The sequence below is a fragment of the Streptomyces sp. NPDC003032 genome (assembly GCF_053591415.1).
In genome coordinates this window covers 92006-109409 of sequence record NZ_JBSFTT010000010.1, presented here as the reverse complement: position 1 = coordinate 109409, position 17404 = coordinate 92006, and the positions used below count along the sequence as shown (strand labels likewise).

Below are 17404 nucleotides of genomic sequence, written 5' to 3'. Positions count from 1 at the left end.
AGGCCGTCCTGGGCGGGGTCGGAGGCGGCCCATAGACTGGTGCGCTGCCGTCGCTCCCACCAGAGATCCGAGGTACCACCCAGTGAAGCTCGTCTTCGCAGGCACTCCTGAGGTCGCCGTCCCCGCCCTGGACGCCCTGATCGCCTCCGACCGCCACGAGGTGGCCGCCGTCGTGACCCGTCCCGACGCGCCCGCGGGCCGCGGCCGCAGGCTTGTCGCGAGTCCGGTCGCGGAGCGCGCGCGGGAGGCGGGCATCGAGGTGCTGAAGCCGGTGAAGCCGCGTGACGAGGAGTTCCTGGCGCGGCTGCGCGAGATCGGGCCCGACTGCTGCCCCGTGGTCGCCTACGGCGCGCTGCTGCCCAAGGCGGCCCTGGATGTGCCGGCCCGCGGCTGGGTCAATCTGCACTTCTCGCTGCTGCCCGCCTGGCGCGGTGCCGCGCCCGTGCAGCACGCCGTGATGGCGGGCGACGAGATCACCGGCGCGTCGACCTTCCTGATCGAGCAGGGACTCGACTCGGGGCCGGTGTACGGCACCGTCACGGAGGCGGTGCGGCCCACCGACACCAGTGGCGACCTGCTCACCCGGCTGGCCTTCGCGGGCTCGGGACTGCTCGTCGCGACCATGGACGGCATCGAGGACGGCAGCCTGAAGGCGGTGCCGCAGCCGGCCGACGGCGTCACCCTCGCCCCGAAGATCACCGTCGAGGACGCCCAGGTGGACTGGGCCGCGCCCGCCCTGCGCGTCGACCGCGTGGTGCGCGGCTGCACCCCCGCGCCCGGCGCCTGGACGGTCTTCCGCGGCGAGCGGCTGAAGATCATCCAGGCCGCGCTCGTCCCGGACCGCACCGACCTCGCGCCCGGTGAGCTGTCGGCCGCGAAGAACAACGTGTACGTGGGTTCCGGCTCGCACGCCGTCGAGCTGCTCTGGGTGCAGCCGCAGGGCAAGAAGCCGATGCGGGGCGCCGACTGGGCGCGCGGGGTGCGGATCGCCCCCGGCGAGCGGCTGGGCGGCGGCGACGTAGGCTGAGTGGGTTCGTCCCATTCCAGCAGCGGAGCACCTTTGAACGACCAGCCGAACCGGCCTCCCCGTAAGCCCTCCGGCAAGCCGGGCGGTTCCGGCAAGCCGGGCAAGACCGGCAAGCCCTACCGCCGGCCCCAGAAGGACCCCGTCCGCTTCCTCGCCTTCGAGGCGCTGCGGGCCGTCGACGAGCGTGACGCGTACGCGAACCTCGTCCTGCCGCCCCTGCTGCGCAAGGCCAGGGAGAAGGAGGGCCCCGAGAAGTTCGACGCGCGGGACGCGGCGCTCGCCACCGAACTCGTCTACGGCACGCTGCGCCGCCAGGGGACGTACGACGCGATCGTGGCGGCCTGCATCGACCGGCCGCTGCGCGAGGTCGACCCGCCGGTGCTCGACGTGCTCAACCTGGGCGTGCACCAGCTGCTCGGCACGCGCATCCCGACGCACGCCGCCGTCTCCGCCTCGGTGGAGCTGGCGCGCGTGGTGCTCGGCGACGGCCGGGCCAAGTTCGTCAACGCGGTGCTCCGCAAGGTCGCCCAGGACGATCTCGACGGGTGGCTGGAGAAGGTCGCGCCGCCCTACGACGAGGACGCCGAGGACCACCTCGCCATCGTGCACTCGCACCCCCGCTGGGTCGTCTCGGCGCTGTGGGACGCGCTCGGCGGCGGCCGCGCCGGCATCGAGGACCTGCTCGAAGCCGACAACGAACGCCCGGAGGTCACGCTCGTGGCCCGGCCCGGCCGCTTGGGCGCCGACGAACTCCTCGACTCCGTGGGGGAGGACTCGGCACTGCCGGGCCGCTGGTCGCCGTATGCCGTGCGGCTCAGCGAGGGCGGTGAACCCGGTCTCATCGAGGCCGTCCGTGAGGGCCGCGCGGGCGTGCAGGACGAGGGCAGCCAGCTCGTCGCGCTCGCCCTCGCGAACGCCCCGCTGGAGGGCCCCGACGGGAAGTGGCTCGACGGCTGCGCGGGACCCGGCGGCAAGGCGGCCCTGCTCGCCGGGCTCGCCGCCCAGCGCGGTGCCGTGCTGCTCGCCGCCGAGAAGCAGCCGCACCGGGCCCGTCTTGTCGCGCAGGCGCTCGCCGGCAACCCCGGCCCGTACCAGGTCGTCGCCGCCGACGGCACCCGCCCGCCGTGGCGCCCCGGCACCTTCGACCGGGTCCTGATGGACGTGCCCTGCACGGGCCTCGGCGCACTGCGCCGCCGCCCGGAGGCCCGCTGGCGGCGCCGCCCGGAGGACCTGGAGGGCTTCGCCCCGCTCCAGCGCGGCCTGCTGCGCACGGCGCTGGAGTCGGTGCGTGTCGGCGGCGTCGTCGGTTACGCCACCTGCTCACCGCACCTGGCCGAGACCCGCGCGGTCGTCGACGACGTCATCAAGCACACCGGCGGCGCCGAACTGCTTGACGCGCGGCCGCTGCTGCCCGGTGTCCCGGCGCTGGGCGAGGGTCCCGACGTACAGCTGTGGCCGCATCTGCACGGGACGGACGCGATGTATCTCGCGCTGATCCGGCGGACCGCGTGAGGCCGTCGGTCGCCGGGCGCTAGAGCGCCTTGGGGCCCGCCGCGTCCGGTTCGGGGCGGCGGGCCAGGGCGTGTGGCCACCACACCTTCGCTCCTACGTCCAGGAACAGCGACGTGACCAGGACCGAACGTACGACGAAGGTGTCGAGCAGCACGCCGAGGGCGACCGCGAAGCCGATCTCGGCGAACGCCACCAGCGGGAGTGTGCCGAGGGCGGCGAACGTGCCCGCGAGGACCAGGCCCGCCGAAGTGATCACCGCGCCGGTCGCGGCGAGGCCCGTCAGGACGCCCGCGCGCGTGCCCTGGCGGCCCGCTTCCTCGCGGACGCGGGTGGCCAGGAAGATGTTGTAGTCGATGCCGAGCGCCACCAGGAACACGAAGACGAAGAGCGGGAAGTCGGTGGGCTCGCCCGCGTAGTCGAAGACGTGGCGGAAGGCGAGCGCGCTCAGGCCGAGGGCCGTCGCGAAGGACAGGACGACGGTCGCGATCAGCAGGAGCGGGGCCACCACCGCGCGCAGCAGTGCCGCGAGGATCAGCAGGACCACGGCCAGGACCAGCGGGATCACCAGTCTGTTGTCGTGGGCCGTCGCGCGGTCCATGTCGAGCAGCGCCGCCGTGCCGCCGCCCACCTTCGCGTCCGCGCCGGGGACGGCGTGGACGGCGTCGCGCACCCGCTCCACGGTCCGCTTGGCGGCCGCGCTGTCCGGAGCGTCGGTCGGCGTCGCCTCCAGCAGGACCTTGCCGTCGTGCTCGGGCTTGGTCCCGGGCGGTACGCCGACGCTGTCGCGCACCACGCCCCGGGTCTCCTGGGCGGCCCGCGTGACCTGCGCGGCCCGTGCCTTGTCCGCCACGATCACCAGCGGATCGCCGGAACCCGCCGGGAAGTGTTCGGCCAGTACCTCCTGGCCCGTGATCGAGTCCGGCTTGTCGGTGAACGCGTCGGCGTTGCCGAGCCCCTGTGCCCGCAGCTGGAACAGGCCCAGCGAGAGCAGGGCGAGCACGGCAGCCGTGGTGGTCCACACCAGCCGGGGGCGGCGGTCGATGCGCCGGCCCGCGCGGGCCCACACACCGCGCTCGGTCGGCTCGGGGGAGCCCACGTGCGGGACCAGCGGCCAGAAGAACCACCGGCCGAAGATCACCAGGAGGGCGGGGAAGAGCGACAGCATCGCGAGGAGCCCGACGGCGACGCCGATCGCGGCGACCGGGCCGAGGCCCCGCGTCGAGTTCATCTCGGCGGCGAGCAGCACCAGCATGCTCAGGACGACGGTCGCGCCCGAGGCGAGTACCGCCGGGCCCGCCCGGTGCAGGGCGAGCGCCATCGCCTCGTGACGGTCCTCGTGGCGGCGCAGCTCTTCGCGATAGCGAGCGACCAGGAGCAGGGCGTAGTCGGTCCCCGCGCCGAAGAGGAGGACGGTCAGGATGCCCGCGCTCTGGCCGTTGACCGTCAGGTCCGCGTGCTCGGCGAGCAGATAGATGAACGCCTGCGCGGTGAACAGCGCCACGATCACCGCGACCAGCGGGGCGAGCAGCAGGGTGGGGCTGCGGTAGGTGAGCAGCAGGATCACGACGACGATGCCCGCCGCAGAGTAGAGCAGCGTCGAGTCGATGCCCTCGAACGCCTCGGCGGAGTCCGCGGCCGTGCCGCCGGGCCCCGTGACGTGCACGCCCAGGCCGTCCCCGCCACTGCCCACCCGCTCCCGGATGGAGTCGACGGCCGGGCCGATGCGCTCCCAGCCCTCGGCGTCCATCGTGATCGGGACGAAGATCTGGGCCGCCTCGGCGCCCGACTTCCTGTCGTAGACCGGGCCGCGGGTCTCCGCGCCGCGCACCCCGTGACCGCGCAGCTCCTCGGCCTCGCGCACGTCCTCGGTGATCCGCGCGCGGTCCGCCTCGGTGAGGCCGCCTTCGCGGGCGTACACGACGACGGCGGGGATCACCTCGGGCCTGAACCCGTCGGCCACCTCGATGACTTGGGTGGACTCGGCGGAGCCCGGCAGCCAGGCCTCGGAGTCGTTCTCCTGGGCGTCGGTGAGTCTCTGCGCCAGCGGCGCCGCGACGATGATCACCACCAGCCAGAAGAGCACCACCAGCCACTTGGTGCGCCGCCCGCACACCAGCCACGCGACCCCGCGCCGGCCCTGCCCCTGTACGTCCGCCATGGCTTCCCCCCGCTTGCCGTGCGCGGTGCCGGTGAACGGCCCAGCATGGCACGCGGCGCACGGCCGCGGGAGCCGCTGTGCCCACGGCTCGGACCGCGGTCGGTGACGGGCGCCGGGCATGGCAGTCTTGGGGCATGGCCGTGCAGATCAACCCCAGCATCCTGTCCGCGGACTTCGCCCGCCTTGCCGAGGAGGCAAAGGCCGTCGAGGGCGCCGACTGGCTCCATGTCGACGTGATGGACAACCACTTCGTCCCGAACCTCACCCTCGGCGTGCCGATCGTAGAGTCGCTGGCCCGCGCGACGGACACGCCGCTGGACTGCCACCTGATGATCGAGGACCCCGATCGCTGGGCCCCGCAGTACGTCGAAGCGGGCGCCGGATCCGTCACCTTCCACGCGGAGGCCGCCGCCGCTCCCGTGCGTCTGGCCCGCGAGATCCGCGCCAAGGGCGCCCGCGCCTCCATGGCGCTGAAGCCGGCGACGCCCATCGAGCCGTACGAGGACCTGCTCCCCGAGCTCGACATGCTGCTGATCATGACGGTCGAGCCGGGCTTCGGCGGCCAGGCGTTCCTCGACATCATGCTGCCCAAGATCCGCCGCACCCGTGAGCTGATCAGCAAGCACGGCCTGCAGCTGTGGCTGCAGGTCGACGGCGGCGTCTCGGCCTCCACGATCGAGCGCTGCGCCGAGGCGGGCGCCGATGTCTTCGTCGCGGGCTCCGCCGTCTACGGCGCCGAGGATCCGGCAGAAGCGGTACGTTCATTGCGTGACCAAGCGGCGGCAAAGACCGCGTCAAGTGCCTGGGCATGCGACCACTGAGCCACGGGAACGTGAACGCAGTCCCTCAGGGCTGATCGACTAGGCCGGATCTGCAAGGATGAACGGCGAACCCAGTTTGTGAACAGCAGTGAGGAGAGCGTCGTGTCGGCCATGTCGGCGGGTCGGTCAGCCATGCGGATGGGACCCGCGGAGCTGGTGCAGGCGGCGGCCATGGCCCGCCGCTTCTACCTCGAGGGCAAATCCAAGATCCAGATCGCCGAGGAGTTCGGCGTCAGCCGCTTCAAGGTGGCCCGGGTCCTGGAGACCGCCCTTGAGCGGGATCTCGTACGTATCGAGATCCGGGTCCCGGCAGAGCTGGACGCCGAGCGCTCGGACGCGCTGCGCGCCCGCTACGGCCTGCGGCACGCCGTGGTCGTGGAGTCCCCGGCGCCCACCGACGAGATCGAGGACTCACCCGACCCCGAGAACCTCGGCGAGGTCGCGGCGGACCTGCTCGGCGAACTCGTCACCGAGGGCGATGTGCTCGGCCTCGCCTGGGGCCGCTCCACGATCCACATGGCGGCCGCGCTCGACCAGCTGCCGCCGTGCACGGTCGTGCAGCTGACCGGTGTCTACGACGCGGGGACCGCCGAGCGCGGCTCGGTGGAGGCCGTGCGCCGCGCCGCGCAGGTCTCCGGCGGTGAGGCCCACCCCATCTACGCGCCGATGCTGCTGCCCGACCCCGCGACGGCCGCGGCGCTGCGCAACCAGACCGGCATCGCCCGTGCCTTCGACTACTTCGACAAGGTGACGGTCGCCGCGGTCTCCATCGGCTCCTGGGAGCCGGGCATCTCCACCGTCCACGACATGCTCAGCGACGAGGAGCGCGCGCATTACGCCTCGCTGGGAGTGGCCGCCGAGATGTCCGCGCACCTCTTCGACGCCGAGGGGCGCCGGGTCGGGCGGGACCTCGGGGAACGGTGCATCACCGTCGAGGCGGACCGGCTGCGGCGGATTCCTGAGGTCGTCGCCATCGCGGGCGGGCAGCGGAAGGCCGCCGCGATCGACGCGGTGCTCCGGTCCGGGCTGGTCACCAGTCTGGTCACCGATACCGCCGCGGCTGATCAGCTGCTGGTGGCGGGGGCGCCGCCTCGGCCCGCGTTGAATCGGGCCGACCCGGACGGTAACTGAGTACCTGCGGGTGCGTCGTGGCCGGTCGCGCAGTTCCCCGCGCCCCTTGTGGGGCGCGGGGCTGAACCGGGTTCAGCGGGTCAGGCGTGTACGGATCTTCTCCAGCACCGAAGCGGCGTGCACGTCGAGGTAGAAGTGCCCGCCCGAGTACGTGTGCATCTCGAACTCCCCGCTCGTGAACTCGCGCCAGTGCCGCGCCTCCTCGACGGAGACCTGCGGGTCCGCGTCGCCGGTCAGCACCACCAGCGGGCAGCCGAGCGGCGGGCCGGGGGCCAGGCGGTAGGTCTCCACCGCCCGGTAGTCGTTGCGCAGCGCGGGCAGCAGCATCTCCACCACGTCCGGGTCGTCCAGGAGGCTGCCCGCCGTGCCGCCCAGCTCCTTCATCTTGGCGATCAGACCCGCGTCACCGCGCCGGTGCACGCCCTCGTCGCGCGAGAGCGAGGGAGCCGCGCGCCCGGAGGCGAAGAGCGAGACCAGCTCGACGCCCTGCCGCTCCAGCCGCCGGGCGACCTCGAAGGCGACCAGCGCTCCCATGCTGTGGCCGAAGAACACCAGCGGTTTGTCGGCCCACTCCAGCAGCTCCCGCGTCAGTACGTCGGCCAGTTCGGTCACGCTGTCGACGCAGGGCTCCTTGCGGCGCTCCTGGCGACCCGGGTACTGGACGGCCAGCACGTCGGCCACCGGCGACAGCTGCCGCGAGACCTGGAAGAAGTAGCTCGCGGCGCCGCCCGCGTGCGGGAAGCACACCAGGCGGACGCCCGCCTCGCAGGGGTGGAAGCGGCGTACGGACGGGGTGGTGCGTTCCGTCGTGTCTGTCGTCTCTGTCATGGCTGTGGTCGCTCCTCGGTACCGGACCTGTGGGGTGCGCCGACCGCCCGGTCACGCGCGGGCGTCGGCCGTCCTGGGGCCCCGCCACCGTTTCACCCAGTCCTCCAGGATGTCGACAGCCGGCCTCCGTCCCCTTCTCGGCGCGCACGGCCTCGCCGACGCTCGCCGCCCGCCGTGCCATGCCCTGGTCGGTCAGTGGTGCTGCCGGTACCAGTCGACCGTCGCCGCGAGCCCCTCCTCGAACGGCACCGCGGGCTTGTAGCCCAGGGCGCCGGAGATCTTGGAGATGTCCATCGCGTACCGCCGGTCGTGCCCCTTGCGGTCGGCGACCCGCTCCACCATCGACGCGTCCTTGCCGAGCAGCCCGAGCAGCCGCTCGGTCAGCGCGCGGTTGGTCAACTCCGTACCGCCGCCCACGTTGTAGACCTCACCGGGCTCCCCGCCCTCCGCCACCAGCGCGACACCACGGCAGTGGTCGTCGACATGCAGCCAGTCCCTGACATTGGCGCCGTCCCCGTACAGCGGGACCTTTCGGCCGGCCAGCAGATTGGAGACGAACAGCGGGATAATCTTCTCCGGGTATTGGTAAGGGCCGTAGGTGTTGGACCCGCGGGTGACGCAGACCGGCAGCCCGTGGGTGCGGTGAAAGGCAAGGACCAGGAGATCCGCGGAAGCCTTCGAAGCCGCGTAGGGAGAATTGGGGGAGAGGGGTTCCTCTTCCGTCCACGGCGTGCCGTCGGCATCCAGCGAGCCATATACCTCGTCGGTCGACACATGGACGAATTTACCGACCCCCGACTCCAGCGCGGCGGTCAGCAGCGTCTGCGTCCCGAGCACATTGGTCCGTACGAATTCACCGGCTTCCGCGATGGAGCGGTCGACGTGTGACTCGGCGGCGAAATGCACGACGAGGTCGGCGCCGCCCAGCGCCGCGCGCATCAGCTCCGTGTCACAGATGTCCCCCTCGACGAAACGGAGCCGCGGACTGCCGGAGACCGGCGCGAGGTTCTCTTTTCTGCCCGCGTACGTGAGTTTGTCGACGACCGTCACCTCGGCTCCCGAGAGAGCCGGATACTCGTCCTGTACCGTCTGCCGGACAAAGTGCGAGCCGATGAAGCCGGCACCCCCGGTGACAACAACGCGCACTGGACACCCTTCAGCCTTGGCGGGAAATCTCCATCAAATACTTCCCGTAATCAGTCTTACCCAGTTGACCGCCCAGCTCGTGGAAGGCCCGCAGCGGGGGGGGGGACGGGGGCGGAGGTGGGTGCGGCGAGCGGGGCGCCCCGCCGGTCCGGCCGGGCCCGCGGCCCCGCGGGCGGCGTCGGCTCGCCGATCTGTTCGACCTCGGGTAACCTTTCGTCGTAAGGCAGGCCCACTGTCCTGCGCATCAGCCCCCGTACCTCTTTGGAGGACCACACATGGTCGGGGGCGTTTTGCTGTGCCTTTGTGGGAGTGACCTGCGCCGTTTCGCGTGAAAATGTGAGACTTATGCGTTTTCTTGAGCCCGGTACGGGTCGGCATGTATCGAGTCCTCCGGTTCCCTACGACCTGACGTACGACGACGTCTTCATGGTCCCGAGGCGCTCCGCCGTCGGCTCCCGCCAGGGCGTCGACCTCTCCTCGCCCGACGGCACCGGCACCACGATCCCGCTGGTCGTCGCCAACATGACCGCCATCGCGGGCCGCCGCATGGCCGAGACGATCGCCCGCCGCGGCGGCCTGGTCGTCATCCCCCAGGACATCCCGATCGAGGTCGTCACCGACGTCGTCTCCTGGGTCAAGACGCGCCACCACGTCCTGGACACCCCGATCGTGCTGGCCCCCACCCAGACCGTCGCGGACGCGCTCGCCCTGCTGCCCAAGCGCGCGCACAACGCCGGCGTCGTCGTCGACGCCGACCAGAAGCCCGTGGGTGTCGTCACCGACACCGACCTGAGCGGCGTCGACCGGTTCACGCAGCTCTCCGAGGTCATGTCCAGGGACCTGCTGCTCCTGGACGCCGACATCGACCCGCGCGACGCGTTCAACAAGCTGGACCACGCCAACCGCCGGTACGCCCCCGCCGTGGACAAGGACGGCCGCCTCGCGGGCATCCTCACCCGTACGGGCGCCCTGCGCGCGACGCTCTACACCCCGGCCGTCGACGCCAAGGGCGGCCTGCGCATCGCCGCCGCCGTCGGCATCAACGGCGACGTGGCGGGCAAGGCCAAGCAGCTGCTCGACGCGGGCGTCGACACGCTCGTCGTGGACACCGCGCACGGCCACCAGGAGTCGATGATCGCCGCGGTCAAGGCCGTACGCGGACTCGACCCGCGGGTTCCCATCGTCGCGGGCAACATCGTCGCCGCCGAGGGCGTGCGCGACCTGATCGAGGCCGGCGCCGACATCATCAAGGTCGGCGTGGGCCCCGGCGCCATGTGCACCACACGCATGATGACCGGTGTCGGCCGCCCGCAGTTCTCCGCGGTGCTCGAATGCGCCGCCGAGGCGAAGAAGTACGGCAAGCACGTATGGGCCGACGGCGGAGTCCGCCACCCGCGCGACGTCGCCATGGCGCTCGCCGCCGGCGCCTCGAACGTCATGATCGGCTCCTGGTTCGCCGGTACGTACGAGTCCCCGGGCGACCTCCAGCACGACGCCCAGGGCCGCGCGTACAAGGAGTCCTTCGGCATGGCCTCCGCCCGCGCGGTGCGCAACCGCACGTCCGAGGAGTCCGCGTACGACCGCGCCCGCAAGGCGCTCTTCGAGGAGGGCATCTCCACCTCCCGCATGTTCCTCGACCCGACCCGTCCGGGCGTCGAGGACCTGATCGACTCGATCATCGCGGGCGTCCGCTCCTCCTGCACGTACGCGGGCGCGGGCTCCCTGGAGGAGTTCGCCGAGAAGGCCACGGTCGGCATCCAGAGCGCCGCCGGCTACGCGGAGGGCAAGCCCCTGCACGCCAGCTGGAGCTAGCGCTCCCGTACCTGCCGAAGGCCCCCGCGGTGATCTCCGCGGGGGCCTTCGGCGTACCCCGCCGGGGTCCTCGTCGTCCCGCTCCGACCCCCCGAACGCAACGGACGAAACGGACCGCGCAACGAACCGACGCCGAACCCCGAACCGCGCAATGATCAGTCGCCGGTGCGCAAGGTTGCTGCATTACGGACGGGAAGGCGCGGCCTTAGAGTCTCCGCTGTACGTGGTGTGGCGGGGACTGCCTGCTCGGTGGTTCCCGTCTCCTAGCGCGGGCGCCACGAGTCCTCGCCGCCCGACCGGCAGCGATGAAGGAGCCAGCGCGTGCTCGACCAAGGCGCACCCCCGCAGAACCGCCCGAGCCCCCCGGGCACCGCCCCCGGCCTCGGCCGCCGTCTCATGCGCCGCAAGCCCGTCGAAGCCCTGGTCGCGGAGGGTGGTCAGGGCGAGGGTGGCTCGCTCCGCCGCTCCCTCGGCATGTGGCAGCTGACCATGATCAGCATCGGCGCCACGCTCGGCACCGGCATCTTCGTCGTCCTCGGCGAGAGCGTCCCCAAGGCCGGGCCCGCCGTCACCATCTCCTTCGTGATCGCCGGCCTCACCGCCCTCTTCTCGGCTCTCTCGTACGCCGAGCTGGCGGGCTCCATACCGGTCGCCGGCTCCTCGTACTCGTACGCGTACGCAACGATGGGCGAACTCATCGCCTGGGTCTGCGGCTGGTGCCTCGTCCTGGAGTACGGCGTGTCCGTGGCCGCCGTCGCGGTCGGCTGGGGCGAATACCTCAACGAACTGCTCGACGGGACGATCGGCGTCACCATCCCCGACGCGCTCTCCGCGGCGCCCGGCGAGGTCGACGGCGCCATCATCAACCTGCCCGGCCTGATCGTCGTCCTGCTCGCCATGGTCTTCCTGCTCGGCGGCGCCAAGGAGTCGGCGACGGCCAACACGATCATGGTCATCGTGAAGATCGCCGCGCTCGTGCTCTTCTGCACCATCGGCTTCATGGGCTTCAAGTCCGGCAACTACGCGGACTTCATGCCGCTCGGCACGGCCGGCGTCAGCGCCGCCGCCGCGAGCCTCTTCTTCTCGTACATCGGCTTCGACGCCGCCTCCACCGCCGGTGAGGAGGCCAAGAACCCGCAGCGCGACCTGCCCCGCGCCATCATGCTGTCGCTGATCATCGTCACGGCGCTCTACGTCCTGGTCGCGGCCGTCGCCGTCGGTGCCTGGAACTGGACCGACTTCGAGGGCTCCGAGGCCACCCTCGCCGCGATCATGAACGACGTCACCGGACAGAGCGTGTGGGGCACGATCCTCGCCGCCGGCGCGGTCATCTCCATCGCCTCCGTCGTCCTGACGGTGCTGTACGGCCAGACCCGCGTCCTGTTCGCCATGTCCCGCGACGGCCTCGTCCCCAAGGTCTTCGGCAGGGTCAGCAAGAAGACGGGCACGCCCCGCGTGAACACCGTCATCGTCTCGCTGTTCTGCGGCGCGCTCGCCTCGGTCGTGCCGCTCGGCAAGCTCGTCGACGCCACCAGCATCGGCACGCTCTTCGCCTTCGGCCTCGTCAACATCGCCGTCATCGTGCTGCGCCGGACCCGTCCGGACATGCCGCGCACCTTCCGGGTGCCGCTCGGCTGGCTCTTCCCGGTGCTCGGCTTCGGTTTCTGCGCGTACAACATGTTCAGCCTCGACTCCGTCACCTGGGTCGTGTTCGGTGTCTGGATGGCCGTCGGCCTCGTGTTCTACTTCCTGTACGGCATGAGCCGCTCCCGCTTGGCCACCGCAGAGAAGTGATCCACCGAAAGTGATCGACCGCCCGTGCGACTGAACGATCTCGACGAACGCATCGTGCACGCCCTCGCCGAGGACGCCCGCCGCTCTTACGCCGACATCGGCCAGCTGGTCGGACTCTCCGCGCCCGCCGTGAAGCGGCGCGTGGACCGGCTGCGGGCCACGGGGGCCATCACCGGCTTCACGGTACGGGTGGACCCGGCGGCGCTCGGCTGGGAGACCGAGGGGTTCATCGAGATCTACTGTCGCCGGAACACGTCGCCGGAGGCGATCAAGCGCGGTCTTGAGCGGTATCCCGAGGTCTCGTCCGCGTCCACCGTTACCGGGGACGCGGACGCGATCGTCCAGGTGTTCGCCGCGGATATGCGGCATTTCGAGCGGGTGCTTGAGCGGATCGCCGGGGAGCCGTTCGTCGAGCGGACGAAGTCCGTGCTCGTGCTCTCGCCCTTGATGCGGAGATTTTCTTCGGGGTCCCCGGCCTAGACCCTCGCTGCGGGTTTGTTGTGGCTGGTCGCGCAGTTCCCCCCGTCCCTGGCGGGGCGCTTCCCGTGGGCCCCCGGCTCCCTCGCGCTAGTTCGATGTCGGGTACGGGACCTTCCACGGGAGGACGTGGAAGTCGCCCGTGCCCTTCTTGACCTTCTCGTGGGGGGCCGAGCTGGTGCACTTGGGGAGCCTCTTGGTGTTGTCGGGGCCGCCCACCGCCGCCCAGCTGTAGCCGACGCGGTCGGTCCTGCCCTGGTCGTGGACGGTGAAGCCGACCCGGCCGCCCTTGATCTGCTTCAGGTTGGTGTCGGTGATGACGCCGGTCGCCGTGGCCACCTTGCCGCCCGTCATCAGGCAGTCGATGCGGCCCTTCGCCCAGCCGCCCCTGCCGCCCGGCCTGTCGAGGTGCACGAAGCGGAAGGTGCCGGTCGCCTTCGACGGGTCGCCGTTGTTCTCCGCCGCCAGATGCGCGTCGAAGGTGAACGTCACGTCCTCCGTGGTCTTGCGGTACATCTTCGCCGAGCCGGTCAGCGCGGCGGCCTCCCGCTTCCCGGCGCGCTCGGCGGCAGCAGCATGCGAGGCGGCGGCCGACGTGCCGGGGCGCGCCGTGTCGTCGGCGGAAGCGACGGCCGCGCCCGCCGCCCCCGCGGTCATCAGGAGCGCGGCGCCCACCGCCAGGGCGCGGCGGCGGTTGAGGGCGCGGTCGGTGGTGGTGGTCATGCGGCCCGTACGGCTCATGGGAAGCCTTCCGTCTGCGAGGCGTTCACCCGGTCTCTCCGAGTGAGATCACGCTCTCGCGGAAGGGGCGTCCGGCGCGTCCGGCCACGGGCGGCACTCCGCTTCCGCCGCGCGGTGGGGAAGACCGCCGGGGGCCTGCGCCTACGGGTGGACACCCCCTGAGACGTGAGGTGCACGACACCACGCAACAAATCACCGGTCCGGGCCCGCCACGCGCAACGGATCGCGCGGCTGCCCGCAACGGTCGTGCCTTGTCCCGGTGAGGCCCCCGACCGTACCGTCTAACGGACCCCACCCGACCCTTCGTACGCCTTGAGGATCAGCCATGCCTGCGCTGCGCACCGCCCTGCTCCAGAGTTCCGGGCGTCTCGGATCCGTCGCCGAGAACCTCACGGCACTCGACGCGGCGGCGGGCCGTGCCGCCGCCGCGGGCGCCGGGCTGCTGGTGGCGCCCGAGCTGTTCCTCACCGGGTACGCGATCGGCGGTGACGTGGCCCGTCTCGCCGAGCCCGCCGACGGGCCGTCCGCGAAGGCGATCGCCGAGATCGCGGTCCGCCACCGGGTCGGCGTCGTCTACGGCTACCCGGAGCGCGAGGACGACCTCGTCTTCAACTCGTCCCAGCTGATCGGCCCGGACGGGACCCGCCTCGCGAACTACCGCAAGACCCACCTCTTCGGCTGCTTCGAGCGCGACTCCTTCACCCCGGGTGAGCAGCACGTCGTACAGGCCGAGCTGGGCGGCGTACGCATCGGCCTCATGATCTGCTACGACGTCGAGTTCCCGGAGAACGTCCGCGCGCACGCCCTCGCCGGCACCGACCTCCTGGTCGTCCCCACCGCGCAGATGCACCCCTTCCAGTTCGTCGCCGAGTCCGTCGTGCCGGTGCGCGCCTTCGAGAACCAGATGTACGTCGCGTACGTCAACCGCGTCGGCCCGGAGGGGGAGTTCGAGTTCGTCGGGCTCTCCACGCTGGCCGGTCCCGACGGCGTGGCCCGCGCCCGTGCCGGCCGCGGCACCGAGCTGGTCATCGGCGACGTCGACCCGGACTTCCTGGCCGCGTCCCGCGAGGCCAACCCCTACCTGCGCGACCGCCGCCCGGGCCTGTACGCGTCCCTCGTCTGAGCCCACCCCCACCTGCCTTTTCAGTTCCGTGCAAGGAGTCCGTACCCCATGACGTCCACGGTGCCCACCGCCATCCAGCACACCGACGCCCAGCCGCCGATCACCATGTTCGGTCCGGACTTCCCCTACGCGTACGACGACTACCTCGCGCACCCGGCGGGCCTCGGCCAGATACCCGCGACCGAGCACGGCACCGAGGTCGCCGTCATCGGCGGTGGCCTCTCCGGCATCGTCGCCGCGTACGAACTGATGAAGATGGGCCTCAAGCCCGTCGTCTACGAGGCCGACCAGATCGGCGGGCGACTGCGCACCGTCGGGTTCGAGGGCTGTGACGCGGACCTGACCGCCGAGATGGGCGCGATGCGCTTCCCGCCGTCCTCGACGGCGCTCCAGCACTACATCGACCTGGTGGGCCTGAAGACGAGCGCGTTCCCCAACCCGCTCGCCGAGTCGACCCCCTCGACGGTCGTGGACCTCAAGGGCGAGTCGCACTACGCCGAGACCGTCGCGGACCTGCCGCAGGTCTACCGCGACGTCGCGAAGGCGTGGGCCGACTGCCTCGAAGAGGGCGCCGACTTCTCCGACATGAACCGCGCCCTGCGCGAGCGCGACGTACCGAAGATCCGCGAGATCTGGTCGAAGCTCGTCGAGAAGCTCGACAACCAGACCTTCTACGGCTTCCTCTGCGACTCCGAGGCCTTCAAGTCCTTCCGGCACCGCGAGATCTTCGGCCAGGTCGGCTTCGGTACCGGCGGCTGGGACACCGACTTCCCGAACTCCATCCTGGAGATCCTGCGCGTCGTCTACACCGAGGCCGACGACCACCACCGCGGCATCGTCGGCGGCAGCCAGCAGCTGCCCCTGCGCATGTGGGAGCGCGAGCCGCAGAAGATCGTGCACTGGGCACCGGGTACGTCCCTGAAGTCGCTGCACGAGGGCGGCGAGCCCAAGCCCGCCGTGACTCGTCTGACCCGCACCGCCGGGAACCGCGTCACCGTCACGGACGCCTCCGGTGACATCCGCACCTACCAGGCGGCGATCTTCACCGCCCAGTCGTGGATGCTGCTCTCCAAGATCGAGTGCGACGACTCGCTCTTCCCCATCGACCACTGGACGGCGATGGAGCGCACCCACTACATGGAGTCCTCCAAGCTCTTCGTGCCCGTTGACCGCCCGTTCTGGCTGGACAAGGACGAGGAGACCGGCCGTGACGTCATGTCGATGACGCTCACCGACCGCATGACGCGCGGCACCTACCTCCTGGACGACGGCCCGGACAAGCCCGCCGTCATCTGCCTCTCCTACACCTGGTGCGACGACAGCCTGAAGTGGCTGCCGCTGTCGGCGAACGAGCGCATGGAGGTCATGCTCAAGTCGCTCGGCGAGATCTACCCGAAGGTCGACATCCGCGGCCACATCATCGGCAACCCGGTCACCGTCTCGTGGGAGAACGAGCCCTACTTCATGGGCGCCTTCAAGGCGAACCTGCCGGGCCACTACCGCTACCAGCGGCGTCTGTTCACCCACTTCATGCAGGACCGGCTGCCCGAGGACAAGCGGGGCATCTTCCTCGCGGGCGACGACATCTCCTGGACGGCGGGCTGGGCCGAGGGCGCGATCCAGACCGCGCTGAACGCGGTGTGGGGCGTGATGAACCACTTCGGCGGCGGCACGGACGCCAATAACCCCGGGCCCGGCGATGTCTACGACGAGATCGCGCCGGTGGAACTGCCGGAGGACTGACCGGCGGGTGCCACCGTGGCCGGGGGCGCGTGGAGTGTGCGAGTCCTCTGTGGCCGGTCGCACACTTCCCCGCGCCCCTTCGGGGCCCGGGGCGGTGTCTCAGACCCCGGCCGCCCGTGCCGCCTCGTACACCTCGGCGGCGACGTCCTTCAGTTCCCGCGCGTCCCGTGCCGACGCCGCCAGCTCCACGATGATCTCCTCTACGCCGACCGCGGCGTGCGCCGCCAGGTCCTCGGCGATCTGCGCGGCGCTGCCCTGGAAGGGGGCGCGGTCCGCACCGTCGTACGCCCTGGCCGTGTACCGCGCGTTGGCCCGCACCACGCTCTGGACGGGCCGCTCACGGCCCCGCTCGGCGGCGGCCTCGCGGACCTTGGCCCACTGCGCGGCCAGCGCGTCGGCGCCCATGGCCACCGGCATCCAGCCGTCGGCGCGGTCGACGAGCCTGCGCAGCGCGCGCGGGCTGTTCGCGGGCAGCAGGATCGGGATCGGCCGGGCGGGCTTGGGGCCGACCGCGGACGGCACGATGGTCGTCAACTCCCCTTCGTACGAGACAGGATCCGGTCCCCACACGGCGTGGCAGACGTCGATCAGCTCGTCCAGGACCTCGCCGCGCCGGGTGAACGGCGCCACCGCCGCGGCCGCGTACTCGTCCACGGACCAGCCCGTGCCGAGGCCCGCGACGACCCGGCCCCCGCTCGCCGCGTCCAGTGAGGCCAGCGAGCGGGCGAGCTGGAACGGCACGTGCAGCGGGGCGACCAGGACGCTGGTGCCGAGCCGGGCCCGGTCCGTGGCCGAGGCGGCGAGCGTCAGGGTGATGAGCGGGTCGGCCACCGAGCGGTAGTGGTCGGGCCAGGCCCGGCCCGGGATGCCGAAGAGCCCCTGCGTGGCGGGGTCGGGGTACAGGACGCGTTCGAAGACCCACAGGCTCGCGTAGCCGATGTCCTCGGCGGCCCGGGCCACCGCCGGGACGTCGTCGCCGATCGCGTACTGCCTGCCCTGCGGGAGACTCAGTCCGAGTCGGATCGCCATGCCGGTGCTCCTTCGCGTCGGGGTCGTCGATGCAACGTACAACGACTGCGGGGGAGTCGGGG

The 17404-nt window shown here is 71.6% G+C and carries 14 protein-coding genes; 9 read left to right on the top strand and 5 right to left on the bottom strand.

The window, feature by feature from the left end; translation table 11 throughout:
* The first annotated feature begins 82 nt into the window (after positions 1 to 82).
* Positions 83 to 1027, top strand: a complete 945-nt coding sequence (fmt, locus tag ACWDZ7_RS16485; protein ID WP_451797574.1) for a methionyl-tRNA formyltransferase — start codon at positions 83 to 85, stop codon at positions 1025 to 1027.
* Between the two features lie 33 nt (positions 1028 to 1060).
* Complete coding sequence (locus ACWDZ7_RS16480) at positions 1061 to 2539, top strand: RsmB/NOP family class I SAM-dependent RNA methyltransferase (RefSeq protein ID WP_451797573.1); 1479 nt, start codon at positions 1061 to 1063, stop codon at positions 2537 to 2539.
* A gap of 19 nt (positions 2540 to 2558) precedes the next feature.
* Here ACWDZ7_RS16480 and ACWDZ7_RS16475 read toward each other — a convergent pair whose 3' ends face one another.
* Entirely contained in the window at positions 2559 to 4697 is a 2139-nt protein-coding gene (locus ACWDZ7_RS16475) for an MMPL family transporter (RefSeq protein WP_451797571.1), read from the bottom strand.
* A 134-nt stretch (positions 4698 to 4831) separates the two neighbouring features.
* Here ACWDZ7_RS16475 and rpe point away from each other — a divergent pair, with 134 nt between their 5' ends.
* Together rpe and ACWDZ7_RS16465 are read left to right on the top strand one after the other, a co-directional pair.
* Positions 4832 to 5518 carry a ribulose-phosphate 3-epimerase gene (gene rpe / locus ACWDZ7_RS16470; RefSeq protein WP_451797569.1) on the top strand — a complete coding sequence of 229 codons (687 nt, stop codon included), beginning with the start codon at positions 4832 to 4834 and terminating at the stop codon, positions 5516 to 5518.
* A gap of 78 nt (positions 5519 to 5596) precedes the next feature.
* Positions 5597 to 6649, top strand: a complete 1053-nt coding sequence (locus ACWDZ7_RS16465; RefSeq protein WP_451797568.1) for a sugar-binding transcriptional regulator — start codon at positions 5597 to 5599, stop codon at positions 6647 to 6649.
* 72 nt (positions 6650 to 6721) lie between these two features.
* Here the strand turns inward: ACWDZ7_RS16465 and ACWDZ7_RS16460 are convergent, their stop codons facing one another.
* Together ACWDZ7_RS16460 and rfbB are read right to left on the bottom strand one after the other, a co-directional pair.
* Positions 6722 to 7477 (bottom strand): thioesterase II family protein, encoded by a 756-nt coding sequence (locus ACWDZ7_RS16460; protein WP_451797566.1) that lies wholly within the window; start codon positions 7475 to 7477, stop codon positions 6722 to 6724.
* Between the two features lie 192 nt (positions 7478 to 7669).
* Positions 7670 to 8623: a dTDP-glucose 4,6-dehydratase gene (gene rfbB / locus ACWDZ7_RS16455; protein ID WP_451797564.1), complete on the bottom strand. Its 954-nt coding sequence runs from the start codon at positions 8621 to 8623 to the stop codon at positions 7670 to 7672.
* Positions 8624 to 8968: 345 nt separating this feature from the next.
* On the opposite strand from rfbB, the gene ACWDZ7_RS16450 reads away from it, so the two are divergent.
* The 3 genes from ACWDZ7_RS16450 to ACWDZ7_RS16440 all read left to right on the top strand — a co-directional run bounded on the left by ACWDZ7_RS16450 (position 8969) and on the right by ACWDZ7_RS16440 (position 12709).
* A complete protein-coding gene (locus ACWDZ7_RS16450) occupies positions 8969 to 10435 on the top strand; it encodes a GuaB1 family IMP dehydrogenase-related protein (RefSeq protein WP_451797563.1) in 1467 nt (488 codons plus the stop codon).
* 321 nt (positions 10436 to 10756) lie between these two features.
* Positions 10757 to 12229, top strand: a complete 1473-nt coding sequence (locus ACWDZ7_RS16445) for an amino acid permease (protein ID WP_451797562.1) — start codon at positions 10757 to 10759, stop codon at positions 12227 to 12229.
* A gap of 24 nt (positions 12230 to 12253) precedes the next feature.
* A complete protein-coding gene (locus ACWDZ7_RS16440) occupies positions 12254 to 12709 on the top strand; it encodes an Lrp/AsnC family transcriptional regulator (protein ID WP_451518569.1) in 456 nt (151 codons plus the stop codon).
* A gap of 87 nt (positions 12710 to 12796) precedes the next feature.
* Here the strand turns inward: ACWDZ7_RS16440 and ACWDZ7_RS16435 are convergent, their stop codons facing one another.
* Positions 12797 to 13447 (bottom strand): Repetin, encoded by a 651-nt coding sequence (locus ACWDZ7_RS16435; protein ID WP_451797561.1) that lies wholly within the window; start codon positions 13445 to 13447, stop codon positions 12797 to 12799.
* Positions 13448 to 13772: 325 nt separating this feature from the next.
* On the opposite strand from ACWDZ7_RS16435, the gene ACWDZ7_RS16430 reads away from it, so the two are divergent.
* Positions 13773 to 14570 carry a carbon-nitrogen hydrolase family protein gene (locus ACWDZ7_RS16430; RefSeq protein WP_451797559.1) on the top strand — a complete coding sequence of 266 codons (798 nt, stop codon included), beginning with the start codon at positions 13773 to 13775 and terminating at the stop codon, positions 14568 to 14570.
* A gap of 48 nt (positions 14571 to 14618) precedes the next feature.
* Positions 14619 to 16313 (top strand): flavin monoamine oxidase family protein, encoded by a 1695-nt coding sequence (locus ACWDZ7_RS16425; RefSeq protein ID WP_451797558.1) that lies wholly within the window; start codon positions 14619 to 14621, stop codon positions 16311 to 16313.
* 99 nt (positions 16314 to 16412) lie between these two features.
* Here the strand turns inward: ACWDZ7_RS16425 and ACWDZ7_RS16420 are convergent, their stop codons facing one another.
* Entirely contained in the window at positions 16413 to 17342 is a 930-nt protein-coding gene (locus ACWDZ7_RS16420; protein ID WP_451797557.1) for an LLM class F420-dependent oxidoreductase, read from the bottom strand.
* Positions 17343 to 17404: the final 62 nt, after the last annotated feature.